This is a genomic window from Flavobacterium alkalisoli, from assembly GCF_008000935.1.
Classification (GTDB): domain Bacteria; phylum Bacteroidota; class Bacteroidia; order Flavobacteriales; family Flavobacteriaceae; genus Flavobacterium; species Flavobacterium alkalisoli.
Window position 1 is genome coordinate 2,467,248 of the sequence record NZ_CP042831.1, and the last position, 22,944, is coordinate 2,490,191.

Annotated in this window: 25 protein-coding genes; 10 read left to right on the forward strand and 15 right to left on the reverse strand. The window is 39.7% G+C overall.

Features of this window, described 5'->3' with window-relative positions; genetic code table 11:
- The first annotated feature begins 1 nt into the window (after position 1).
- From FUA48_RS11070 to FUA48_RS11085, 4 genes are all read left to right on the forward strand, one after another.
- The gene (locus FUA48_RS11070; RefSeq protein WP_147583588.1) at positions 2 to 1,111 is read left to right on the forward strand and encodes a hypothetical protein; all 1,110 of its coding nucleotides are present in this window, start codon (positions 2 to 4) and stop codon (positions 1,109 to 1,111) included.
- A 24-nt stretch (positions 1,112 to 1,135) separates the two neighbouring features.
- Positions 1,136 to 1,825 carry an SIMPL domain-containing protein gene (locus FUA48_RS11075; protein ID WP_147583589.1) on the forward strand — a complete coding sequence of 230 codons (690 nt, stop codon included), beginning with the start codon at positions 1,136 to 1,138 and terminating at the stop codon, positions 1,823 to 1,825.
- A 116-nt stretch (positions 1,826 to 1,941) separates the two neighbouring features.
- Entirely contained in the window at positions 1,942 to 2,679 is a 738-nt protein-coding gene (locus tag FUA48_RS11080; RefSeq protein WP_147583590.1) for an SDR family NAD(P)-dependent oxidoreductase, read from the forward strand.
- A gap of 92 nt (positions 2,680 to 2,771) precedes the next feature.
- Complete coding sequence (locus tag FUA48_RS11085; RefSeq protein WP_147583591.1) at positions 2,772 to 3,347, forward strand: Crp/Fnr family transcriptional regulator; 576 nt, start codon at positions 2,772 to 2,774, stop codon at positions 3,345 to 3,347.
- A 5-nt stretch (positions 3,348 to 3,352) separates the two neighbouring features.
- Here the strand turns inward: FUA48_RS11085 and FUA48_RS11090 are convergent, their stop codons facing one another.
- Both FUA48_RS11090 and FUA48_RS11095 read right to left on the reverse strand, forming a co-directional pair.
- The gene (locus FUA48_RS11090; RefSeq protein ID WP_147583592.1) at positions 3,353 to 3,598 is read right to left on the reverse strand and encodes a hypothetical protein; all 246 of its coding nucleotides are present in this window, start codon (positions 3,596 to 3,598) and stop codon (positions 3,353 to 3,355) included.
- Entirely contained in the window at positions 3,598 to 3,837 is a 240-nt protein-coding gene (locus tag FUA48_RS11095; protein WP_147583593.1) for a hypothetical protein, read from the reverse strand. Before FUA48_RS11095 ends, FUA48_RS11090 begins: the two co-directional genes overlap by 1 nt.
- A gap of 113 nt (positions 3,838 to 3,950) precedes the next feature.
- Here FUA48_RS11095 and FUA48_RS11100 point away from each other — a divergent pair, with 113 nt between their 5' ends.
- The gene (locus FUA48_RS11100; RefSeq protein WP_147583594.1) at positions 3,951 to 4,787 is read left to right on the forward strand and encodes a hypothetical protein; all 837 of its coding nucleotides are present in this window, start codon (positions 3,951 to 3,953) and stop codon (positions 4,785 to 4,787) included.
- A 60-nt stretch (positions 4,788 to 4,847) separates the two neighbouring features.
- On the opposite strand, the gene FUA48_RS11105 is transcribed toward FUA48_RS11100, so the two are convergent.
- Positions 4,848 to 7,820 carry a coiled-coil domain-containing protein gene (locus FUA48_RS11105; protein WP_147583595.1) on the reverse strand — a complete coding sequence of 991 codons (2,973 nt, stop codon included), beginning with the start codon at positions 7,818 to 7,820 and terminating at the stop codon, positions 4,848 to 4,850.
- A gap of 12 nt (positions 7,821 to 7,832) precedes the next feature.
- Positions 7,833 to 10,040: a hypothetical protein gene (locus FUA48_RS11110; RefSeq protein WP_147583596.1), complete on the reverse strand. Its 2,208-nt coding sequence runs from the start codon at positions 10,038 to 10,040 to the stop codon at positions 7,833 to 7,835.
- 452 nt (positions 10,041 to 10,492) lie between these two features.
- On the opposite strand from FUA48_RS11110, the gene FUA48_RS11115 reads away from it, so the two are divergent.
- Complete coding sequence (locus FUA48_RS11115; protein WP_147583597.1) at positions 10,493 to 10,948, forward strand: hypothetical protein; 456 nt, start codon at positions 10,493 to 10,495, stop codon at positions 10,946 to 10,948.
- Positions 10,948 to 11,520 (forward strand): hypothetical protein, encoded by a 573-nt coding sequence (locus FUA48_RS11120; RefSeq protein WP_147583598.1) that lies wholly within the window; start codon positions 10,948 to 10,950, stop codon positions 11,518 to 11,520. Before FUA48_RS11115 ends, FUA48_RS11120 begins: the two co-directional genes overlap by 1 nt.
- Before the next feature lie 366 nt (positions 11,521 to 11,886).
- On the opposite strand, the gene FUA48_RS11125 is transcribed toward FUA48_RS11120, so the two are convergent.
- The 6 genes from FUA48_RS11125 to FUA48_RS11150 form a co-directional block, all read right to left on the reverse strand.
- On the reverse strand, positions 11,887 to 12,423 hold the full coding sequence (locus FUA48_RS11125; protein ID WP_147583599.1) for a DUF4468 domain-containing protein: 537 nt from the start codon (positions 12,421 to 12,423) through the stop codon (positions 11,887 to 11,889).
- Between the two features lie 99 nt (positions 12,424 to 12,522).
- Positions 12,523 to 13,017 (reverse strand): hypothetical protein, encoded by a 495-nt coding sequence (locus tag FUA48_RS11130; RefSeq protein WP_147583600.1) that lies wholly within the window; start codon positions 13,015 to 13,017, stop codon positions 12,523 to 12,525.
- Between the two features lie 39 nt (positions 13,018 to 13,056).
- Positions 13,057 to 13,428: a hypothetical protein gene (locus FUA48_RS11135; protein ID WP_147583601.1), complete on the reverse strand. Its 372-nt coding sequence runs from the start codon at positions 13,426 to 13,428 to the stop codon at positions 13,057 to 13,059.
- Positions 13,429 to 13,629: 201 nt separating this feature from the next.
- A complete protein-coding gene (locus FUA48_RS11140) occupies positions 13,630 to 14,772 on the reverse strand; it encodes a hypothetical protein (protein ID WP_147583602.1) in 1,143 nt (380 codons plus the stop codon).
- The gene (locus FUA48_RS11145; protein WP_147583603.1) at positions 14,769 to 15,239 is read right to left on the reverse strand and encodes a hypothetical protein; all 471 of its coding nucleotides are present in this window, start codon (positions 15,237 to 15,239) and stop codon (positions 14,769 to 14,771) included. The genes FUA48_RS11140 and FUA48_RS11145 overlap by 4 nt, the downstream gene beginning before the upstream one ends.
- Positions 15,223 to 15,678, reverse strand: a complete 456-nt coding sequence (locus tag FUA48_RS11150; RefSeq protein WP_147583604.1) for a hypothetical protein — start codon at positions 15,676 to 15,678, stop codon at positions 15,223 to 15,225. Before FUA48_RS11150 ends, FUA48_RS11145 begins: the two co-directional genes overlap by 17 nt.
- 490 nt (positions 15,679 to 16,168) lie before the next feature.
- Between FUA48_RS11150 and FUA48_RS11155 the strand changes: the two genes are divergently transcribed.
- Positions 16,169 to 16,636, forward strand: a complete 468-nt coding sequence (locus FUA48_RS11155) for a hypothetical protein (RefSeq protein WP_147583605.1) — start codon at positions 16,169 to 16,171, stop codon at positions 16,634 to 16,636.
- 10 nt (positions 16,637 to 16,646) lie between these two features.
- Positions 16,647 to 17,081: a hypothetical protein gene (locus tag FUA48_RS11160; protein ID WP_147583606.1), complete on the forward strand. Its 435-nt coding sequence runs from the start codon at positions 16,647 to 16,649 to the stop codon at positions 17,079 to 17,081.
- Positions 17,082 to 17,275: 194 nt separating this feature from the next.
- Here the strand turns inward: FUA48_RS11160 and FUA48_RS11165 are convergent, their stop codons facing one another.
- Entirely contained in the window at positions 17,276 to 17,815 is a 540-nt protein-coding gene (locus FUA48_RS11165) for a hypothetical protein (protein ID WP_147583607.1), read from the reverse strand.
- A 178-nt stretch (positions 17,816 to 17,993) separates the two neighbouring features.
- On the opposite strand from FUA48_RS11165, the gene FUA48_RS11170 reads away from it, so the two are divergent.
- Positions 17,994 to 19,085, forward strand: a complete 1,092-nt coding sequence (locus tag FUA48_RS11170; RefSeq protein WP_147583608.1) for a hypothetical protein — start codon at positions 17,994 to 17,996, stop codon at positions 19,083 to 19,085.
- An 8-nt stretch (positions 19,086 to 19,093) separates the two neighbouring features.
- Here the strand turns inward: FUA48_RS11170 and FUA48_RS11175 are convergent, their stop codons facing one another.
- The 4 genes from FUA48_RS11175 to FUA48_RS11190 form a co-directional block, all read right to left on the reverse strand.
- Positions 19,094 to 19,561, reverse strand: a complete 468-nt coding sequence (locus FUA48_RS11175) for a DinB family protein (RefSeq protein ID WP_147583609.1) — start codon at positions 19,559 to 19,561, stop codon at positions 19,094 to 19,096.
- Between the two features lie 425 nt (positions 19,562 to 19,986).
- Entirely contained in the window at positions 19,987 to 20,571 is a 585-nt protein-coding gene (locus FUA48_RS11180; RefSeq protein ID WP_147583610.1) for a hypothetical protein, read from the reverse strand.
- 542 nt (positions 20,572 to 21,113) lie between these two features.
- Positions 21,114 to 22,442: a phage terminase large subunit gene (locus FUA48_RS11185; RefSeq protein ID WP_147583611.1), complete on the reverse strand. Its 1,329-nt coding sequence runs from the start codon at positions 22,440 to 22,442 to the stop codon at positions 21,114 to 21,116.
- Entirely contained in the window at positions 22,426 to 22,932 is a 507-nt protein-coding gene (locus tag FUA48_RS11190) for a hypothetical protein (RefSeq protein WP_147583612.1), read from the reverse strand. Before FUA48_RS11190 ends, FUA48_RS11185 begins: the two co-directional genes overlap by 17 nt.
- Positions 22,933 to 22,944: the final 12 nt, after the last annotated feature.

The following is a 22,944-nucleotide window of genomic DNA, read 5'->3' on the forward strand; positions in this document are numbered from 1 at the left end:
TATGAAAAAGCACCTTACATTATTATTACTGTTAGTTTCTGTTTGTTTTTACGGGCAGGAGAGTGTAGAGTTAGAAGGGTTTTATAAGGTAAACGGTAGGGAAAACCTTTTTTTTCCATTACAGAATAACCTTGTACAGGTACCATTAATAGCTAATCTTAAAAATAATAAGCTTCCGGATGGTTTTGTTAATACGTCTCTTGTTAAGTTAAAAGGTAAAATAATAGAGCAACGCTCTTTTTTTGAAAGTTACTTTACTAAATATACCATAGAGGTCGATGAGATTGTGTCTGTAAAAAATAACCAGTTGCTGGAAGATTATTTAAAAAAACATCAGGTTTATATAACAGAATTAAAGGAAGGTGAAGAGCGACTGGAATATTTTGAGGAAGAAGGTTATTATACTGGTCCGTTTGAAGGACATACATTTGTGTGGATTAAACACGGAGAGTATAAGGGAGAAGGATGGGCTTTTTTTGATGAAGATGTTAAACAAAGTGTGATTGTTGAAGGTATAATGGGGCTAGGCATTAAAAGTTCTTTTAATAAGGGAATATATTTGAAGGTTAAAGGTATTCGAACTTATGGAAAGCGATACGGGCATTATGGAGGGAGAGAATCTCAGGTTAACATTTCAAGTGTTACAGAAATTGATGCTGATAAATCGTTATGGGAGTTTATTGAGCGTAAAATAAAGGAAAAAGGTTTTTATATATATAAAAAACAAAAACTTACTTTTCCTAACATACTTCAAGAAGGCCAAACTTATACTTTTAAGTCTCTTGCTGTTTGCGATTGTATGCTTGAAGCTAAAAGAACCGGAGGTTATATAGATTACACTTTTACTGAGAAAAAAGGTACAGCAATAAAAAGCCAGTTTAGCGGAAGGCTTATAGCAAAACCCTGGACTTATGACATGGAACAATATGATGCGCTTGGAGCTAATTATCAGGTAACTTATGAGAGTGTAGAAACCGAAAGTAGGGTTTATGACTACTCAAAGTTTACGGTTCAGGTATATCGTGAGAAATATGAAGATGGTAGCATATGGATTGCCATAGAAGATTACATAAACGATAGGGAATTTGGCTTAACCGAAGTAAAAAACTAATCAGAAACTATAAAACCATAAATTATGAAGAACATATTTTTAGTAATGCTAATGGCCTGCGGCAGCCTTTTTGCACAAAAGAATTTTATAGATCAGCCGTTTATAACCACAAGTGCAATTGCCGATACATTAATAATGCCCGATATTATTAAGCTTAAAATAACCCTTAGGGAAGGTGACTCCCGAGGTAAAAAAGCAGTGGAAGACATGGAAAGAGATATGGAAACCACTCTTAAAGCGTTAGGTATTGACACTAAAAAAGATTTGACTTTAGGTACACTGGATAGTGAGTACCAACGCTATTTCCTTTCGGGACAAAAAATAAACAAAACAAAAATGTACATGTTAGAGGTACACGATGCTGTTATGGCAGGAAAAGTTATTGCCGCTTTAGAGCAGCAGGACATCTCTAATGTTCATATAGATGAAAAAAACTATTCTAAAAAGGAAGAGCTAATTATGGAGCTTAAGCTAAAAGCTATTAAAAAAGCATGTAAAAGTGCCGAATTAATGGCTACCTCTGCCGGCAGTAAATTAGGAAAGGCACTTTTTATAACCGATAAGTCTTTTAAATCGGAAAGTTTATATAGCGGTGCGTTGTTAGAGGAAGTAGTAATAACTAAAGGGAGATCTTCTGGTTATGAACCGATACCAACAGAGTTTGAAAAGCTCTTTTTTTATGTAGAAGTCAATACGGTATTTGCTTTAGAATAAAATATATCAGGTTAAAAAAAGAGGCTAACTACAGCCTCTTTTTTGTTTTTGTCATTTGGCAACTGCTAAACTTTTTTAAAGGATGAACTTTGCTGTAAATAAAAATCAATTAAAAAATGAAAACAGTATTAGTTACAGGAGCCACGAGAGGCATAGGCCTTGAAATGGCAAAACAGTTGGTAAAAAAAGGACACTTTGTTTACCTGGGCAGCAGAAATACCGAAAAAGGTGATGAGGTTGTAAAAGGGCTAAAAGCAGAAGGCTTTACAAATATTGAAGCCCTAACTCTGGATGTTACAAATGCAGAAACTATTGCTAAGGCAAAGGTAAGGGTAGAGCAGGAGAAGGGCAAACTGGATATCCTTATCAATAATGCGGGTATACTTGGCGGAATGGAACAGGATGCACAAAACACATCTTTATCAATTATAAAAGAGGTGTTTGAAACCAACCTGTTTGGGGTTATAAGCGTTACGCAGGCTTTCCTTCCGTTATTAAAAAAATCAGAGAGTCCAAGGATAACAAACGTTACTTCGGGGCTGGCATCATTAACCCTGCATTCAGATCCCAGTTGGAAATATTATCAGGTAAAAGGTGCGGCATACGGACCTTCCAAATCGGCGTTAAATGCCTACACCATTGTACTGGCTTACGAGCTTAAAGACACGCCTTTTAAAGTAAATGCAATAGACCCGGGTTATACCTCTACAGAGTTTAACCATAACAGTGGTCCGCTTAGTCCGGAGGCTTCGGCGGCATTTGTTATTAAACATACCGATACCGGTGCCGATGCGCCAACGGGACATTACTTTTCTCACGACATTACAGACGGTACAGAGATAAGCCCATGGTAATACTAAATCAGCATCTCCGCTAAGGGGATGCTGTACTTTTATGGTATTAAATTTATTAAGACCTTTACAATTTTATAAGCAACAGCACAGCGATGGATACACAGCCTTTAATTGACTTTTTACTTCAGTTTGGAGACCTCAATAAGCAACAGACAGATCTTATAAAAGCATCGGTTACAGAGAGAACCTACAAAGCAGGGGACTATTTTATGGAGGCAGGGCAGGTAGCCCGCGAAATAGCCTTTACCCTGGATGGTATTTTCAGGGTTTGTTATTATGATAACAACGGCAACGAGGTTACACGTTACTTTTTAGAGGAAGGTACTTTTATGGCAGATATGGAAAGCTATAACTGCCAATTACCAAGCACCTCTTATGTACAGTCGGTTACCGATAGTAAAATACTTATACTCTCTAAGGCCGTAATGGATAATTTATCGCAAACCATTATTATATGGGATAATATTATTCATAAAATAACCACTAAAGGCATGGCACAAAAAGTACAGCGCCTTAGCAGTATGTTCCCGCAGGATGCCACAGAGCGTTATCTCAGCTTTTTAGAAAAGTTCCCTAACCTCGCGAATCGTGTGCCTTTACAGTACATCGCTTCCTATTTGGGTATTACAAAACATTCGCTTAGCCGAATAAGAAAAAACATCCGTTAAGGCTGTTATTTCCCTTCCATAAACGAAACCACGTTAAACATAGTGCGTTCGGTAATATTGTAGTTTTCGGCAATAAGCTGTATCATGTGGGTTTTGCGCACTTTCTTAAAATGCTTTTTGTGGTATTCGGTTTCCTTAAGGTAAGCCTCATAATATACTTTCCAGTCCAGTACATGTACCGGGATGAGGTTTTTGCCTACCAGTTTTACAAAATTTTCGCCCAGGTTAAGAAGAATTTCATAGCGGGTCATTACCATTTATTTATCGGACAAATATCATTAGAGCGCACTTTTGCCGAAAGCGGGCATTTGCACACGTTGCAATAGTTTCCCTGTATTTCGGTAAGGTCGTCTTTTATAAAAGCGAGTAGTTTTCCGCTTTTTGCATTAGGGCAGGCAGCACACAGTGCCGCGCGGTGTTGGGCTGTTTTTTCGGTTACTTCGGGTCGGGTTATAAAGTTTTTCCAGCCAGTAAGTATTTCATTTATCAACAGATAAAAAACGTAGTCAAATATTTAAAGCAAAAATAAAAAAAATCTCCACTATTAGAAAATAATCTTATATATTTGGTCAAAATAATCGTATTAATTTAAATCACGCCAAAATGAAAAACCTTAGTTTATTATTTGCCTTATTTTTGAGTGTAGTTGCAACTGCACAGGATAAAAAATCAGTAGAAATTTTCCCTAACAATCACCCTGAACTTTTACTGGGTAAAACGGTTAAGATATTGCCTCTTCCCGAAAAAAGCAGAGCCGAGGGTTATTCTAATTTTGCTACAAATGTATATGGGACCGACACATACCATAAGATTGGTTTCAAAAAATCGGCGGCAGAATCTCTTGAAAACAGGGTGTTTAAAGTAGTGCCTAATGAGCTTAACAAGCTTAATGTAATAAAACTGGAGTCTCCCGAAGGCGAAATTATTTACCATGCCTATAATAAATATGATGACAGGGAGTACTATTTTGAAGTAGAGGGAGGCTTAGATATACCTGAAGATTTTTACTGTGAATATTTTCAACCGGGTGTAGACGACGGTAAGAAAATAAACAGAATGTCAAAGAATTTTTGGGGTACCAGAGTATGGGTGAACAATAATCTTAAAACAGATAAGCTGGAAATAAATATGATGTTCAATATATCTACTAAAGCAACAAAAGGGATTACTATTATTTTTGATAATGGAGAAAAACTGGAAGATCCTAATGCACAACTATCGGGTAAATATAATGATGGCAGCCTGGAGAACAAAGATTATGTTTACATGATTACTACAGAAAGAGAGAAAAAACTTTTTAGTGAAAACCTTATCACCACGGTTATTTTTGGTAAAGAAAAAAGTCCTGTAGACAGCGATTTTCCTGCCAGGCATTCAGAAAAAATAAGAGGTATTGTAGAGTGTGGGTATAAAACCATTGAAGAAAGAAACAAGCTGTAAATGCTTTATACAGTTATAAAATAAAAGGCTTTAGCATTTGCTAAAGCCTTTTTGCTTGTATTAAAAGTTAGCGTTGTCCCTAACCTTTACATAGCTGTTACCCTGAGTAAGAATATCCTCTACGGCAACCACAGGCGGCGGAATGCTTTTTACAGCCTGAACAGTTATGTTAGCCAGTTCCTGCATGTTTATTTGAGACGGGGCAATTTCACGCGATACTATACCTCCGCTTTCAAAATAGTTACCCGAAGAACTGCTCCCCCCGGCAGGGAAAGTGTTGTTAAATGCCATAAAGTGGCGTGCGGCATTTCTGTTCATAACACCTATAAGCTCACCTTTTTCGGCTTCAAAGCGGGTACCGTCTTCACCGGTAAATAGTGTGCCGCCTGCGCTGTGCCTTTGTCCGCCTATGCTAAACAAAGCACCTTTTTCGGCCTTAGGCGTTTTGGTAGATGTTATCTTTTTTATGTTGCCAAGTCCCATAGCTACGGCTGCACCTGCTGCTGCTGCACCCAGTGCCGGACCCACGATAGGGATTCCCGATAACGACTTAAAGGCCGATACGGCCGACTGGTAAGTGTCTATAGTAGCCTGTGCCACAGCCATTGCCTTACCCGCCTTACTTTCTTTCCCTAAAATGGTACTCATATTACCAAAGGTAGACGAAGCCATGCTGAGTTTACGGTCCATGGCTGCCTGTTTGATATTGCTTATATTGTCTTCGTGCTCTTGTGTTTCGGCTTTAAGAAGATCATTATACTGCTGTTCGTTTATTAACCCCTGTGCTTTTCTTTCATCCAGTTTGGCAACTTTGGCGGCGTAGCGCGCGTCTTCATCAATAAGTTCCTGCTCATACTGGGTTTGTGCATTGGCTTTATCTACCTCATAGCCCAATTGTGCTGCAGCGGCTTTTTCCTGTATTGCCTGCACTTCATCCTGAACCTTATTTTGTTCCTGATCTTTTTTAGATTGTACCAGGGCATCTTCATTAGCCTTTATGGTTTCGTCATACTCCTGTCTAATCCTTAAAAGCTCAGTATAGTATTCGGTTTCCTGTTGCGAAAGCTGTTCACTATTTTTACGTTTGTTTTCAATTCGTTCAGCATCAAGGCCAGAGCCTGCAAACAGGGCATCAATTTCTTTTTGTCTTAGTTGCTGCAGCCTTTCTGCTTCCTCAGTAATTAACGCATCGGTTAATACCTGTGCCCCGTCAATTTTGCTTTGATGTTCCTGTTTCCATAATTCCAGCTCAGCATTAACATACCCTTGTGTGGCTGTGAGTATTTTTTCTCCCAGCTCTTTCTGTATATTAATAACAGCCGTTTTATATTCCAGTTGGCTAATTTTCTTTTGTTTTAGCTCTTCATCAAGCAGGGCTATAGATTTTTTTGCATATTCCTGCTCGTAGTCAAGTTGCTGCTGGAGTGTTTTTGCTTTGTCGCTGTTCTCGGCTTCAAAAAGATCTAAAAGCTGTTGTTGCCTTTCCAGTGCCTTATCCATAGCCTGCTGCTGTATCTGTTCCCTTTTTTTCTGTTCTTCTTCGCGTTTTTGGATAAAGCTTTCGCTAAGGCTGTTTATGTTATCAAAATGCTTTTTGGTAAGCTGCTGTTCTTCTGTTTGAAGAGCAATCCTGTTAAGCTGAGCTTCTTTAAGGGCATCAATTTCTTCCTGACTTATGTTTTTTGTTTTTTGAAGATACTGGGTATATTCATAGCCCTTAGTAGCTAAGTTTTCCAGCTCTTCATCGGTTAGGTTACCTCCTGCTTTTATGGCTTTTACGGCCTGCTGATAGGCATCTTCAGAGTGTTTTTTTCTTTCGGTAAGATTTTTACTCTCTATTTCATTGGCTTTTTTAAGGGCTTCAAGCCTTTCCTCTTCCGATTTGGTTTGATCTTCCGATGCCTGTGTATACTCTTCAATACTTTTTTGGGCTTCAGCATTTCTTATTTCCTGTAAAGCCATACTTTCGGCCAGTTCCAGTTGTGCTTTTTTAAGCTCGTAGGCTTCCTGCGCGGCACTTGCCATACCTTCTCCGGCATCGGTAAACCAACTGAATATGGATTTAGAACCGTTAAACACATTAATAAGGTCGAACAATGAGTTTTTAATGGAATCAAAAACAGCCCCCGCAGCAGCAGTAACCTGCGCTACCTTATCCATAACAGGCTTAAAATCTTTAAATGTTTTGTTTAAAAATTCTAAGGCTATGCTAACCCCTTTTATTATAGCTCCTATAGGGGTTGCAATAAAAGTATATGATGCTTTTGTCATACCGCCTATACCTTCGGTAATACCATTAAAGGCATTTTTTAAAAGGGGACCCATTCCACCGGCTTCCTCTGCACGCTGCTTTAAACCTTTTATTCCGCCGTTAAAGACATTAATACTCTGAAAAGCATCTATAGCCTGCTTTTTATAGTCCGAAAAACTTTTACCTCCCTCTTTAAGGCTGCCTGAACTTTGATCGGAAGCTGTTTTTACAGATGTCATTGCGCCCGACAGCTTTTTTAGATTAGAAGAGGCATCGTTTGCCGAATCGCTAAGGGAGTCCTGTTCTTTAGCTGCTTTTTTTGCCGATTTTGCCAAATCATCCTGAGCTTCACTCAGTTTATCAGATTGTTTTATTGCCTTTTTAGTAGCTTCTACCTGATCTTCCAGTGCCTTAACGAATTTGCTAAGCTCTTTTTTAGACTCTTTAAACTGTTGTGACGACTCCTGTCCCGAAGAGGTAAGGCCTGCCTGTTTGCCGGCAGCATTTTTTGCCGACTTTGCCAAATCATCCTGAGCCTCACTAAGCTTTTCTGATTGTTTGGCGGCATCTTTAATGGCTTTTGCCTGCTGTCCTAAGGCTTCGTTAAGCTTGGTAAGCTCTTTTTTCATGTCTTTAAACTGCTGGGAAGAGGCCTGCCCCGAAGCTATAAGGTCGTCTATTTTGTTTTTCAGTTTTTTTATCGCTTCCCGAACCTCATTGGCTCCTGCCACAAGACTTTTTACATCAATGTCGAGTTGTGCAATTACAATTTTTTCTGCCATGTATGTTTGTTGTTAGTCAAGTATAAAAGTGTTAGATAACGTTCGTGTGGCCTCATACCTTACCCTGAAGTGCGTTGCCGGTACAGGGGTAATAACGGTATCGGGCTGCCTTGGCGACTGCTGTACCTGTGCAGTTTTCCAGTTAACACCATCGGGCGAGTACTGGTAAACCAGGTTGCTTACAGGGGTAAAATTTGTTTCGTAGTTAATTACATAGTTAAGCGGTGCAAGCTGTACCACATTGTGTATGTTTATGGTATTTAGACGTATTGTAGGAACAACATTATACTCACGCTGTATTGGGGTGTAATTAACCCTAACGAGTTCGCACTTGGTAAGCCTGCCGGGTATGTAGTTGTTTATTTTGTTTACCATAAAGTAAGACGAAAGCGCATCTATATAATACAGCTTTTTAAAGTCGAAGTTGCTAATGTCGCTATCGGTAAGGTAAAGCTCGGCATTTACTATAAGGGCTTTTTCCAGTATGCTTTGCAGCGGAGTGTAGTAAGTGTTTATGATATCGCTAAACGACAGTTTGGTAAAACTTTCTCTATAGTATCTTGAAGCAAGTGCAGTTGATGCCAGTGCACTGCTTACAGCTCTTACTGTGCCTGCCCTTAAATTAGCCCTCATTAAATAAAAGCGTTTGTCTAGTGCCTTGTAGGTTACGGGAGGTTCGTCATTTTCGGGTTCTTCCACAACTTCTTTTTCCCATAGTTTATAGATATTGGTAGGGGCATCGAGAAGGCTTAGCTGCTGCTCCGGACTATAAATTTTAGAATTAATGCTGTCTTTGCTTTCCGCAAGGTTTTGGTTGTTTACCGTAATGTAGTGGTCGTTATGAAAAGCCCCCTCGGTATTATACTTGTACCTAAACCAGTTTTGCTGTGCATAGCTGCCGTATATGTAACTTTCGTTAAGTTTTTTGGCAAATTTGTTGCTCCAGTCTACAACAGCAGGTGTTTTAAGCTGTTCGGTTAACGAAAGGAACTCATAGTTATTAGTGTATTTGTCTTTAAACAGGGTGAGTCCAAAACGGTAAACAATTTCCTTAATAAAGTCTTTAATGCTAAAATCTGCCAGGGCATTGCTAAAATTCATTTCGCCTATTGTAAGCTTGGTAAGCGTAACATTTAACGAAGGTGTATACCAAAAAAAGAACTTATCTGATGGATTTCTAAATACCAGGCAAATACTGTCGTTTTCTTCTAGCCTGAAATTTTTGCTTACCGTAAATTCTTCCTGTGAATTGATGTTTTCCTTCAAGGTAAAAAAATCGGGTATCGGTATGTATTCCGGATTAAGGAATGTACCATAATCATTAGCATTTTTACAAACTACTAAGTTTACTTTTGTACTTACAGCCAGTTTTCCTTTTACGGTTAAGCGGTAATTGCCAGCTTCGGGAGCAGTAAGGTATCTTACATTGTCTTCGGGTTGGTCGCCTCCCAGTTCGTTTATCTCTGCATCATAGAATGAAACCGAGTAAGTTTTCCATTCGGCCTTATACCTTTTTAGCCAGTGCCATTTATCAGGAACACTTTGAAAGATAACCTCCCCCGAATTTTCAAGCCCTTTAGGATAGGTAAGCCATAGGTTTTTAAACTCATCCGATTCAAATACAGATCCGCTGTAGGTAAACCCGTAATGGGAAAATATCTTACCCCAAAGCCAGGCCACATTTATAGACGGAACCATATAGTCGATATTTATTCTGTCGGGAAAGCTCAGCGCGCCCCTGCTGTAAATACGTTTCCCGTTATAGTCGGCAAGAATGTAACGGTAGGGTAGGTCTTGTGTCCACGACTGTGCTACCGTTTCGGGGGTTTTCTCGTGCGTAAGTTCGTCAAGGCCAATGCTGGCAAGTGTATCTTTTTCCACTTCCTTAAACAGGTTTATAATACCGTCGTACACTACGGCTTCATAATAGTCACCGCCATCGGTAATTACGGCCCAGCCGTTGTAAACAAAGCATTCGCCCACATCGTTAAACAGGCTGCAGGTGTTTTTTTGGTAAGGGACGTTAGATAAATTTCCCGAAAGGGTCATTTGGTCCATTGCCCTTATGTTATTTGCCGTTTTTGGGAGTTTAAATTTGTTGGTATAACTGGCCTGCCTGTCGTCCAGGCTGTTTAGGTCGTTTACCTGTTTTGTTTGGGCAATGTACTGGCCGGCATCCAGGTCTATTAACTGCCCGTTAATGTAGAGGAGAAGGGACAAGTTAGTGTTTTATGGTCAAATCTTGGAGTTATTTTAAATGATGAATGTTGAATTTTAAATTGAGATGTCTCCCTGCGGTCGACATGACATCCCGTTGTCATTGCGAGGAGGAACGACGCGGCAATCTCAATTCTTCTTTTGTCTTGAAATAAAAGAACCATCACGCTGTGGCGTGACTGCGGCTATGGCTCCTTAGGCTAAAAATTACTGCATTCGGCTAAACCATCCGAACTCGGCTTTCGCCTCAAACAGCGGATGCTTCTTTACGCTTCGCTTGTAATTTTCCTAACGCCACAGAGCCTAATGCCGAAGCTTCACTCTGATTAGCTTAGTCTTACTGTCATTCCGATACGGAATGCAGTGAAGTGAGGAATCTCATACTAACTAACTGCTAGTGTAAATGAATATTAAATACTTAAAAATTACTATATTTGAGCTATAGCCACCTTACTATGAAGAGATTATTATTACTCCCATTATTACTGTTTTTTGTTTGTGGTTTTGCCCAGACAGATGTAACGGTGTCTTTTCCTAAATTAGAGTTTAAAAAAGGAGAAAAAGTTACAATGGAAGTAACCAATAATACTATTGATACTTTGTATGTAACTTTTGGCCTGCAACGGCTTAATGAAAAATCAGGCGAGTGGGATAGTTACAGGAATGATGCTTTTTCTAAACCTCACGTTAAAGCTGAATTTTGTTTGGTTCTTAAAGATGGCGAATCGCGGGAAAATTTTTTTGAAATATCCGAGTCCGAGAGGCTTCGTTCTTCTCAATATACTGATGCTGAAAATCAACGCTTAATGGAGCAGGTAAAACGAGGGACTTTTAGGCTAGAAGTCAGGTACAGACTAGAAGAACAGAAAAACCGTGAACTAATTTATACAGAACCTTTTGTTGTAAAATAATGAAACATAATAAGCTATTATTACCCTTATTGTTTTTTATACTGTTTTCCTGTACACAAAAGTCTCAGGAAATGCAGGAAAACCTGATTATTACTGTTGGCAGCGGAATGGATCCCAGTGAACCGAGATACGGAATAGAATTAAAAGGTGATACCGTGTTTTACTGTGAGGAGATTAACCCGCAGGAGACCTTTAAAGATACATTTTTATATAAATACTACTATTGCATTGTTGGTAAGGAAAAGGTAAACGACATATTAAACCGTAGCAAAGCCGTTTTTGATAACAAACTCGATTATGGGTATATAGACGATGCTAATTTTTATCAGATAGATATTAATACTTACTTTGACGATAAGGATAAACCTATTGACACACTTACAACCACTTTTTATCTTGAACATTTAGAGGAAGACGAACAGCTAAAGGTAGTAAACGATATTCTTGCCCTTAAGGATTGTGACTTAAAACCAATGAAGTATCATTTGTTTAATTCAGGGATATTACAATATAGATTGCCTCCACCGCCTCCGCCAGTAAAAATGAATGCCCCGCCCAAAGAAATAAAGTAGATTACTTTAATATTGAATTGAGATGTCTCCCTGCGGTCGACATGACCACGCTAAGGCGTGGCAAGCTGTGGCAATCTACCGCCCACTGTGACTGCCCACTGAATACTTCTTTTATCTTGAAATAAAAGAACCATCACGCTGTGGCGTGACTGCGGCTATGGCTCCTTAGGCTAAAAATTACTGCATTCGGCTAAACCATCCGAACTCGGCTATCGGCCTCAAACAGCGGATGCTTCTTTACGCCACAGAGCCTGATGCCGTGAGCTTCACTCGGTTATTCCATTTCGACCAAAACGCAGTGTAGTGGAGAAATCTATGTCATTGCGGGGAGGAACGACGCGGTAATCTACTGCCTAAACTGGAATTTTACCATTTACGCGGCTGTACAAACTCCTGAGTTTTTATATAGGTATTTATTGAGTTTATAACGAGTGATATATTAGCTTCATAACCTTCAAGCTTTTCCTTATACCTCCGAGGATCCCAAAAGAAATCAGTTAATTTAAAGTAAGTGTCCTCTAAAAAATTGTCTACAAATTTAATGTGCTCAAAGCATACTAAGTATCGATTATCATAGCATTCTATACTTAATTTATAATAGGCATGATTGTGTTCTTTATACAGTCCGGCTTTGAGATCGGTGTCAAAAGGCATATAAAAGGTGTCACTATAACTCAATGTATAATTTATCGAGTCTCTTGAAAGTATAAGGTCATAATTTTTTACGTAAAAGCTTTTACTCCAACCTACAGTACGGTCATAGATCTCTGAAGCTTTCATTCCCGGCACTTTTATTACGATAGTTTTAATGGTATCGGCATCAAACCTAAAGGTAATTTTTTCCTCCTGTGCAAAAAGGCAAACGCACACAAAAACAAACAGCAGTGTAAGGTGTTTTTTCATTGCAAAGTAAATTGTAATAGTTAGCTATTATAACTCTTTGAAATTTAGTTTATTGCCAGCTTTATGAATTAGATTGGCTACTCTTTAAATAAGAGTTTTTTAATACATTCCATACACCATACGCATTTCTGTCTCAAACTCTTCAACAGTGTCTGAGCCACAAGTTTCCATAGTTTGCATTAACATGACATAATAATCCATATTGGCTTTGGTATAGGCTAACAGAGCTTTATCTTTTTTATTCCAGGCATCTTTAGCTTCTTCAGCGCTGGAAAAATCGGTTTGGTCAAGATGTGCTTCTATCCAAAAAAGAATCTTTTCATTAAAATTGGTAGCCCTCGGGTGGTCCATAGGCTCTTTGTTATGTACTTTGGCAAAAAACTCTTCGGTTAGTTTCCTGTGATTAACAGCTTCGGGCGATTCATACATTTTTAAAAACCGCTCTTTAAGTGCAGTCATTTTTTCCTCGCATTCATCGGTTAATTTTGGTTTGGCATTCTCAACTTCGCCGTCAAGGCCAACAACGGTATACTCCTGAGCTTGTATAATGTTTGCCGTAAAAAAGAAAAGGGCTGTAAAAAAGAATTGTTTCATAATGGTAAGGTTTTGGTCTAACGAGGCTAAAATAAGTAACTAAACTTTCTTACACCAGTCTGTAGCAAACAATTTATCCCATTTTTTCATATATACATCAAAATCAATACTCCAAAAGAATGGGTTTACACAAAATTCCACAATGTCTTCTGTTATAGCCGAAAACCTTCTTTCAAAAAGGATATCATTGTCATTAGCATCAACCATTACATTTGAATAATGTTTATTGATAAAGGAATTAATTTCATTTTTGGTAATCCCCATATTTTTTAATTCATTTAACCGAGTAAATACCTTAATAACAAAAGACTTATAATCATCAAAACTCATAACCGAAAGAACAGGGTAATTAAGGTTATTCTCGATAAAATTTTTAAATTCGGCTACAGTCTGATTTGTATTGATTTCCATTGCTAACAGGTTGATATGATGAAACTAAAATAACAGAATTATTATTAATATCAAATTGTAAGTTGAGATGTCTCCCTGCGGTCGACATGACCACGCTAAGGCGTGGCAAGCTTTACTGTGCTGTCATTGCGAGCGGAATGTAATGCAGCGTGGCAATGATAATACTTGCTATCTTTTGCCTTATCCCTTTAAACTCAAAACTTAAAGCGTTATCGTGTATCGTTGCGGAAGCTCTATATCAAAAGTAAAGTTGGTAAGCTGTTGTTTAGGGTTTTTAATCCTTGCGTTTGATGTTTTAAGGGTAACCTCCATCCAGTTGTTTTTTCCGTTTTGGCTAAGGGGTTTCCCCGTAAACAGATACACTTTGGGGCTTTCCAGTATACCCTGTACAATGCGGCGTTCGTCGTCGTTAAGCAGTTCGGCGGTAATTTTAAGGGTATCCATACTCTCTTTACCTATTTGGGTAGTGCGGCCAAAGGAGTTTTCCAAATTAAAATAATCACGGTCTAATTCGCCTATTTGTTGCGTACTGCGGTCTATGCTGTAGGTGTTTTCAAAAAGCCAGTAGCTGTACCCGCCGTAGTTGTTGAGCCATTTTAGGTAAACACCTTTTTTGTATGGCACTTTTTCCAGCGTAATAAATTTATCTGTACTATAGTCAAACGTACTTTTCTTAAAACGTATTTCGTTAAAACCTTCCACTAGCGGGAACAGACTCTCCAGTGTTTCATCGGTACGGCCATCGCTAAAAACAAGTCGGCTTACACGTGCTTTTGTAGGTAGCTTTACCGATAATGCCGTAGTGGTATTCTTTAGGTAAAAGTAAGTGAAGTTGGGCATAAATAAGCTAACATCAAACGGATAGCCTTCCCAGTATTTGAGGTAATAATGCTGCGTACTGTTAGCCTTATTGGGAGAAAGCAAAAAGTAATCGGAAGTAGTGCGGCGGTTGTAATCATCCAGCTGATGTGCTCCCGAAATCCACGTTAGGTTATACCCGTTATCGTCGTGTGCATCGTCGTTCATCCAAATGGTAAAATACAGGTTGGTATTAAAGTACGACCCGTTTTCAAAATTATAAACATAACTGTTGGTGTTAAGCCCTTCCAGATTTGGGGTTAGGGTATCCTCAAAATTTCGGGTATTGATGTATGAGGTTACATAAGGCTTTAGGTTTAGGAAGAAAGTACCGTCTGGCGCGGGGTAAATACGCATAGGCTTATTATTAAAGGTAAGGTCGCAGTATTTGGGCTTACCCGGCAGGGTACTGTAAAAGTTAAGCACATCGTTATTGTATGCCATACGCACACGGTAAATGTCTATAGGGTTTGTAAATACGATCATAAAAAAGTGTTGTTTATAAAAGAGATAAGGTTTTGGGTAAGATTGGCCAGCTCGTTATAGCTAACCTTGTTTATAATCTGCTGAATGCGCTGTGGGGTTACCACACTGCTTATTAGCTGAGTGCCGCCGTGTTGGTCGCGGTCATCACCTTCGCGGGCAATTTTTCGGGCAATAAGGTAGGCCAGGCTGCTAAGGGTTATATCGCCCTCTATAGTGCCCGCTATGCCTTTTGCCACCAGCCACTGTTCTATAGCTTCGCTGGGGGGCTGCTTGCCGGGTTTTCGTCCGTACTCAAGGGAGTTGGTATATTCTTCGCCCTTAATACTTACACTGTTTTCGGCAAGTTCTACGGTAAGGCTGTTGGCCCAGTTTCCTGTGGCGCGCATACCCAGTTCGTCATACTTGGCAATGAGTTCGCTTTTAAGCAATTCAAACTCTGCCGATAAAATGCTACTGGTTAATATCATACTTTACCGGTATTGTAACGGAATAGGAACACAACAGTCCATCCATATTGGCATCAAGGGCATCGGTTACATCAATGTTTTCCCATTGGCTTACGGTATAATCTTTTGCGGAAAGCCTGTTGCCCAGGGTTTCAAAAACGGTAAGCAGGGGCTCTATGTTTGTGGCATATTTACCTGCCTGAGCAGTATCGCGCTCGGCAAAATACTGCTGATCGAAATCCGACTGCTTTACCAAAAAGAACTTCCCGGTATACTGATGTGCCATAATGCGGGTCCCGCTGTTGTTGTATTCGCTTTTGCGGTTTGTAAATTCGTGCAGCAGGTAGGTTTCCCCTGCGTTTACCGAACCTTCCAATAGGTTTAATGCGGCTTTTTTACCGTAATGGTAAATGAGGTTGTGGTCTTCGGCCATAAGCTGAAGAAGGCGTACAATGTCCATTGTTTTTTGAGTTTTTTTGAAGTTAGTATTGGAAATGAGATGTCTAGATGATAGACGGGGTGTGTCGTTGCGAGGTACGAAGTAATCTGTTTTAAATGATGATTTTTAAATTTTGAATTGAGATGTCTCCCTGAGGTCGACATGACACCCGGTGCTGTTACGAGAATGAAGTTCCCCTCTTGAGAGGGGCTAGGGGTGTGTTATATTATTCTTTTGTCCTGCCACAAGAGAACCAAAAAGGCACGGCTATGGCTCCTTAGGCTAAAAATTACTGAATTCGGCTAAACCATCCGAACTCGGCTTCGCCTCAAACAGCGGATGCTTTTTAACGCCTCGTTTGTAATTTTCCTAACGCCACAGAGCCTGATGCCGGAGCTTCACTCGGATGTAATAACGGGGCGTGCTATTGGTTCAGGGGTTAGGGGTGTTAAGCCTGCCACGCTACAGCGTGGTCATTGCGAGGCACGAAGCAATCTAATTACTGTTTTAATTGAAAAAATCCCTACTTTTAATAATAGAAACCATTCTTACTATGCGTTATACTATTTTCCTTTTATGCCTTTGCTCTTTACTGGTTACTTCCTGTAAAAAGCGGACAGATTTTGAGAAAATGCTGATAGCTAACCAGTGGGTGTATTATAACCACGAAACGCTGGATAGTATAGATAATGGTAGTTTTACTTTTTACATGGTATTTAATGAAGACGGAACCAATAAGACTCTTTATATTAAATCGGATGAAAAGTATAATCCTTTTAACTGTGGAATGTCTGAGCCTGAACCGGAGGAGGAATGGTCATTTAATGAAGAGGATAGCATTTTAATATTTAATAAGATACCTCTTAAACTGCTATCTGTCACTCCTGATACTATTTTAATGGAACGCCTTGACTATGGATGGAAGCTTAATTTTATTAATAAGAGTAAGTTTAACAGCGAAGGAAAGTTTGTGAAATAGCTGAATTGATATGATAACATTAAGTTTTAACGGAGACATAAGCATTACGGGAGACATTACATTAAGTGCTGAAAGAAATACATCGTGGAGTAATAAAGTCACCTTAAGCGTAAAGAAGTCCGGGAATATCATTTTTAAGTCGGAGCACCCTGTAAGCGGTCAGTCAGAGATAATTTTTCAGGATTTGGATAAGGAGCTCATTCTTGAAGATAAAAAGCTGTTTTTTGATTCTGATAATTTATACTCACAACATTATAGAGGATATTTTTTTACCGGAAGGCTTTGCACTGTTTTTTATAATAATGAACCTATTGCCAATGTTAGTGTAAACAGGTTTATATGCAGTAAGCTTACAATTGTTTTTAATACTGATGTAACCCCAGAGATAAAACTTTATACGGTTATCTTATTGCTTATGCGTTACTGCCGTTTGGATGCCGACTAATATTTTCTGCCATTGAGATGTCTCCCTGCGGTCGACATGACATAGCGTAGTCATTGCGAGGTACGAAGCAATCTATATAATGAGTACCTGAGATTGCCACGCTGCATTGCATTTCGCTCGCAATGACAGCAGGATGGCAAAGATCTCGATACTGAGAATAAACTGCTCACTACGACTGTAAACTCAACACTATTCTACTGCCTTGCCAGTTTCTGGTAATCGTTTTCCACTTCGTTTTGGGTTTTGGTTTGTGCCAGCAGGCTGAATATTTCGCCATAGGGTTTACGGCCTAAATCAAACGGGTACTGACCAAACATTTTACCTAACTGTACCAGCGGAAGCGTGTCGCTGTAAGGCTTTAGCCTGTCGGCGCCTGCCATTTGCCATAAATGTGCGTCGGTGGAGTATGAGGCGAGTACGTGGCTTTCGGTTTTGATCACTTCCTCAAACTGACTTACCACATGTTTTTTTGCGGCAAAGTAGTCGGTTATAGGAGCATTCCAAAACTCATCTTTGGTAACATCAAAACAAATGGTAAAGAGTTGGCAAATGCCTTCCCAGCTTTCTATTTTAGGTAACAGGCGTATGCAGTATTTTACGTTAGCGTAGGGCATGAGGTTGGTGTTCATGCTTTTTCCTGCAAAACTGTTTTTGGGTTGCAGGTGCTCCAGTATTGCATCATACAGCAATGTGTCGGGAAGGGTGGTGTATTGTTTTAGGGAGATGTTTTTCAATATAATGCATTTGAATTGAAAGATTGAAGATTTAAAAATTACTCGATGTAGTCATTGCGAGGTACGAAGCAATCTATTTTAAATGATGAATTTTAAATTTTGAATTGAGATGTCTCCCTGCGGAAGATTGTTATTAGAGTGAGTAATTTTTGCTATTTTTAGAATCTAAACCTTTACCATGAAACACCTTATCGCTTTTCTTTTGTTATTCTCCGGTATTTATTGTTATTCGCAATCAGATTCTTTGGTTTCTTACAAAGACATGGTTATTAATGTAGATAATCTTTATGCTATCAGTGATAAGGGAAAACTGAGTGTTTGGAATCTTAATACACTGGAAAAACAAATAATTGATACCGATACCGTTACTTATACAGCTATTAGCAAGGATAGAAACGGAGTCATTCATCTTGGGTCTAAAACGGGTTTTCTTGCCAAATTAGATCCTAATACTTTTCAAGTCAGAATAGTTTCAAAATTAAAGGTTAAACATTCTAAACAGGTTTATAATATCTTTTTTAATTCTGATAATAAAATGTTTGTAGTAGTTGAGTCAGGTATATATGATCCTGTTAATAATAAATTATGGTCTGAGTTTAAAAACAAAAAGCTGGAATTACAAGGTATGAAACGTAAAAGGTTTTTATTTTTTTCTTATAACGTACCCACCGACGTATATTTTATACCTCCAGATTATGCCTTTATGGATAGCAACAACAGAATATGGATGGGGAAAATGTTTGGTGAGTTTGGAACTGCATTTTATGTTTTTGATGCGAAAGATGAGAAAATAGTTGATCTAGATTTTTGGACTAATTACAACGGACTTTATTTACAGTCAGTATTTGAAGATGATCAAAAAAATGTTTATATAACCTCCGGATTGCAGCATTTTTCAAATTCTGGCAGTATATATAAAATAGAGAATACTAACGTTTCAACTCTTTTTTACACTAGGAATGTTGAAGATAAACAATCGGTTGAAAGTAATTTATTTATAGGTCCGGGAACTTTTAATGTTACAGAGCAAAAGCTATATTTTGCTACTCAAATAGGTATATACCGGGCAACTGTACCAAAAGAAAGTACAATAAAAGAGTTAGAGTTGCTGTTCTCTCCTGAATTGCTCACTGTTCGCGAAAATCATGCTATAGGTTGGCAAATGGCAATTAAAAAGATGGAATTTACTAGGGACAACAGGCTTATATATCTCACTTCCATAAATGGTATAGGTGTTTATGACGGTACCAAAAACGTAATTTTAAAGTAAGCTTTCGTCTATTTATTTACCACCAGTTTTTTAAGTATGGTAACTTGCCCCAGGTGGTAATGGGTATGCTCTATAATACCATGTAGGTTACGAAAGTAACTACCATACTTGGCATCGGTAAAATCCTGAAAGAAAACGCTGTCGTCCAGTTTTTCTATTTCATTGGCAAACTGTTCGGCTTCGGTAAGGGCTTTGGTTACCAGTTGCTGCCATTGTTCCTCAGAGGTTATTTCGGGTACGTCAAAACTAAACTTGTCATGAGCCTCGAGCGCACCACCCTGCAACACTTTTAAAACTGCACTCACATAATAGTTTACATGGTAAACCAAAGCGGCGATGGTATTTATACCGTCTGTTTTTTGTGTTGCCTGTTGCCAGGTTACATCTTCCAGCGTGGTTTTAAGGTTAACACAGGTCCAGTTTCCGCCAAAGTGTACGTCGCGAAAGTGTTTTGCGGTTTGTTGTGCTAAAGTCATAACAGTTAGTTTGGTAGTGTAAAAATAGTGAATCTCTTTTGTTCATTCTTTTGTCTTGAAACAAAAGAACTAAAAAGGCACGGCTATGGCTCCTTAGGCTAAAAATTACTGCATTCGGCTAAACCATCCGAACTCGGCTTTCGCCTCAAACAGCGGATGCTTCTTCACGCCTCGTTTGTAATTTTCTTCACGCCACAGAGCCTGATGCCGGAGCTTCACTCTGATGTTCTGTTACGTATTATTATTGGTTACGGGTACGAGTTCCCCTCTTGAGAGGGGTTAGGGGTGTTAAGCCTGCCACGCTACAGCGTGGTCATTGCGAGGTACGAAGCAATCCATTTTAAATGATGAATTTTAAAATTAAAATTGAGATGTCTCTCTGCGGTCGACATGACAGCTCACCGCGACTGAAGACTGCTTACTGCTTACTCCAGCCCCAATACTTTCTTATTTTCATCGCTTATCTCCCATGTATCCATTAAATCGAAGTTTAAAAGTATAATTTTGATGTTAAGATCCTTATTCTCTTTAACAGATTTGTACCAGTTAAATGCAGTTTCATTTATTTCCGGACTCACATATTTGGTCCATAATACAATTATATAGCCGTTGTAGTTTTTTTGTTCTGTATCTTCTTCAAGAAAAGTTATATAATGCTTTAACCAGTCGCTTAAAGGGTCTTCATCTTTATTTATCTTAGCGGTATTTAGTTTTTCAAGTTTCTTAAGCTCCTGAGAACACTTGTCTCCTTTAAGTTTTACATTCTCACCTTTACTGTTAAAGAAAAAAGCAGCAGGAAACTCGTTTTTTCCGTTTTCTAAAAGGTATGCCCATGCATCAAATTTACTTATTACCGCAATATCGGTTTTATCATAGTTTACTCCTTTCTCATCAAGATACTGTAATATAGTTACTTGATTTTGTAAAACTAAAGATTGTGATTCCTGACTTTTTGCATTAGAGAATGTAAGTAAAAGTAGTGCTGAAGCTAAGGTGTATAGTGTTTTCATTGCAAATTTTATTGTGATGTAAAAATAGTGAATCTTTTAATTATTCTTTTGTCTTGAAACAAAAGAACCAAAAATTCAAGGCTATGGCTTCTTAGGCTAAAAATTACTGCATTCGGCTAAACCATCCGAACTCGGCTTCGCCTCAAACAGCGGATGCTTCTTCACGCCTCGTTTGTAATTTTCTTCACGCCACAGAGCCTGATGCCGGAGCTTCACTATGATGTTCTGTTACGTATTATTATTGGTTACGGGTACGAGTTCCCCTCTTGAGAGGGGTTAGGGGTGTTAAGCCTGCCACGCTACAGCGTGGTCATTGCGAGGTACGAAGTAATCTATTTTAAACGATGAATTTTAAATTGAGATGTCTCCCAGCGGTCGACATGACACCCGGTGTTGTCATTGCGAGGAGGAACGACCACGCAATGCGTGGCAAGTTGTGGCAATCTATATGAGCTCTGACAGATTGCCGCGCTTCATAGCATTACGCTCGCAATGACAAGATACAGCCTACTGCGACTTAATACTACTTCCCCCTTTGGGGGTTAGGGGGCTATTCTTACTCTCGCTCGGTAGTCTTTGCGCAGGGCAAACCAGTAGCGCATCATGATACTGTCCCACTCGTCGGGTGAGCGGCCTATGAGTTCCTTAACGCGTTCTTTGGGGATAATACCCTGCTTACCATCGCGGTCTATGTCTTTTAGTTTCACCTGTTCCATTTCTTCAGTTACGATTTGCTGTACATGGTGGTTGTCACATACTTCGCCTGCCTGCCTGTTTACAATCATTTCGGCCATTTTTATGGAGCACTGGCTCTTTAGGTTGTCGTAATTGGGTTTTACATAAACATTGTTCTCACGGACTTCCAATGGCGAAGAATTGTTTACAAACCCCTTGCACTTAAGGAAGTCTACCACGCCGCCGCCCACACCGTCTTCGTCGGCAATGGTGTTAGTGGGTGCAATACCATATTTGGACTGCAGTATCCTCGCCCGGCCTACAACCACATCCAGCCCCGACTTTGCAATTTCTTCCCGAGCTATGCAAACCCACCCGTGCCATACCCTTAAAATGGTTTTGTCTTTTCCCTTGCGGGCAACATCTATAGTGAGGAATTTGGCACCCTCTGGTTTTAGATGTATGGGGTTAAAATAGTCGGCAATGCTGTCGTGGTCAATTAATGTGGCAGGGTCGTCGTCATACTCCCAGTTGCCGTAATACAGCCTTTCCCTGCTGTTTTTATCAAGCCGAAGCAACGACTTTAAATAACTGGGGTGCAGGTGCGGATTATCGGTAGGGAGCGATTGTATAAACCTGCGATAGGGAGGCAGGGCATTATCGCGGGCGGGTTTGTAAAACTCCTTATACGCCCAGTTTTTGGCAGGGTTACAACTGCCCAGCATTTTAGGGATAAGCTTGTATTCGTTGAGTTTGTATCGGATACGCGACTTAACGATTTGCCATGCCGGATAAGCCACCTGGCTGCATTCGTCTATAAACGCACCGGTGATTTCGAGAGAACCCAGCGAGTCAAAATTTGGGTCGGAAGGGTAGAGGAACAGGTCTTTAAGGATAATCTCGCTGCCGTTTTTCCACAGTATGATATGATCGGCCGACTTATAGGTAAACTGACTACCCAAGCGTAGTTGTGCAGCCAACTCAAAAAAGGTATTGAGCGTGGTTTCCCTAAGTGTTTTGAGCTTGCTGCGCCCCATAAGCCAGCGCGTGCCGGGGTGGGTAAGGCACATTTCCATAAGCCAAAGGCAGCCCAGGGCACTCTTGCCGCCACCGGCTGCCCCGCCATACAGCACCTCTTCGGTTATTGTGTCTTTAAGGTAAAATATGGCGTGTTCCTGCTTAATCAGCAGTTTCATGGGGGTTTAGGCCTGAGCCCAGATTTAGGGTTATACTTTTAGCGGAGTCGGTATCATCGTCGTCATACTTATCGCTCCACTGCTGCGGATTCCTGTTCTTTAACCAAAACTGCTGACTACGGAAGTCGGCCGGAATGTGTTTTTCCACCTCTACAATCTCCACGCGTTCCTTTTCTACGCGCTTACCGTTTTCGTCATAATATACCTCTTTGCATTTTATGGCCTGTTTGGTAGTGATAATCCTGTCCAGCGTTGCCTGATACAGCGATGCGGCAACCTCCATGTCGGCTGCCTTTTTACCGCGAAGTACAGCCTGGTTAAAGTCGGTATGCTGTTTTTTCCAGTTGGCTAAGGTGCTTTTGCAAATACCAAAAAATGAGGCAAGGTCTTTATCGGTAGCGCCCAACAGGCAAAGTTTGTGTGCCTGAGCAGGAAAGTTGTTATTGTAAAGTGTTTTGGGTTTCTTGGTTGAAGCTTTGGCTTCGGGCATGGTGTTGGGTTT

Bases quoted from the DNA above. Each gene is read 5' to 3' on its own strand.
- FUA48_RS11070 (WP_147583588.1), top strand. From the start codon at position 2: ATGAAAAAGCACCTTACATTATTATTACTGTTAGTTTCTGTTTGTTTT.
- FUA48_RS11075 (WP_147583589.1), top strand. From the start codon at position 1,136: ATGAAGAACATATTTTTAGTAATGCTAATGGCCTGCGGCAGCCTTTTT.
- FUA48_RS11080 (WP_147583590.1), top strand. From the start codon at position 1,942: ATGAAAACAGTATTAGTTACAGGAGCCACGAGAGGCATAGGCCTTGAA.
- FUA48_RS11085 (WP_147583591.1), top strand. From the start codon at position 2,772: ATGGATACACAGCCTTTAATTGACTTTTTACTTCAGTTTGGAGACCTC.
- FUA48_RS11090 (WP_147583592.1), bottom strand. From the start codon at position 3,598: ATGACCCGCTATGAAATTCTTCTTAACCTGGGCGAAAATTTTGTAAAA.
- FUA48_RS11100 (WP_147583594.1), top strand. From the start codon at position 3,951: ATGAAAAACCTTAGTTTATTATTTGCCTTATTTTTGAGTGTAGTTGCA.
- FUA48_RS11105 (WP_147583595.1), bottom strand. From the start codon at position 7,820: ATGGCAGAAAAAATTGTAATTGCACAACTCGACATTGATGTAAAAAGT.
- FUA48_RS11115 (WP_147583597.1), top strand. From the start codon at position 10,493: ATGAAGAGATTATTATTACTCCCATTATTACTGTTTTTTGTTTGTGGT.
- FUA48_RS11120 (WP_147583598.1), top strand. From the start codon at position 10,948: ATGAAACATAATAAGCTATTATTACCCTTATTGTTTTTTATACTGTTT.
- FUA48_RS11125 (WP_147583599.1), bottom strand. From the start codon at position 12,423: ATGAAAAAACACCTTACACTGCTGTTTGTTTTTGTGTGCGTTTGCCTT.
- FUA48_RS11130 (WP_147583600.1), bottom strand. From the start codon at position 13,017: ATGAAACAATTCTTTTTTACAGCCCTTTTCTTTTTTACGGCAAACATT.
- FUA48_RS11135 (WP_147583601.1), bottom strand. From the start codon at position 13,428: ATGGAAATCAATACAAATCAGACTGTAGCCGAATTTAAAAATTTTATC.
- FUA48_RS11140 (WP_147583602.1), bottom strand. From the start codon at position 14,772: ATGATCGTATTTACAAACCCTATAGACATTTACCGTGTGCGTATGGCA.
- FUA48_RS11145 (WP_147583603.1), bottom strand. From the start codon at position 15,239: ATGATATTAACCAGTAGCATTTTATCGGCAGAGTTTGAATTGCTTAAA.
- FUA48_RS11150 (WP_147583604.1), bottom strand. From the start codon at position 15,678: ATGGACATTGTACGCCTTCTTCAGCTTATGGCCGAAGACCACAACCTC.
- FUA48_RS11160 (WP_147583606.1), top strand. From the start codon at position 16,647: ATGATAACATTAAGTTTTAACGGAGACATAAGCATTACGGGAGACATT.
- FUA48_RS11170 (WP_147583608.1), top strand. From the start codon at position 17,994: ATGAAACACCTTATCGCTTTTCTTTTGTTATTCTCCGGTATTTATTGT.
- FUA48_RS11175 (WP_147583609.1), bottom strand. From the start codon at position 19,561: ATGACTTTAGCACAACAAACCGCAAAACACTTTCGCGACGTACACTTT.
- FUA48_RS11180 (WP_147583610.1), bottom strand. From the start codon at position 20,571: ATGAAAACACTATACACCTTAGCTTCAGCACTACTTTTACTTACATTC.
- FUA48_RS11185 (WP_147583611.1), bottom strand. From the start codon at position 22,442: ATGAAACTGCTGATTAAGCAGGAACACGCCATATTTTACCTTAAAGAC.
- FUA48_RS11190 (WP_147583612.1), bottom strand. From the start codon at position 22,932: ATGCCCGAAGCCAAAGCTTCAACCAAGAAACCCAAAACACTTTACAAT.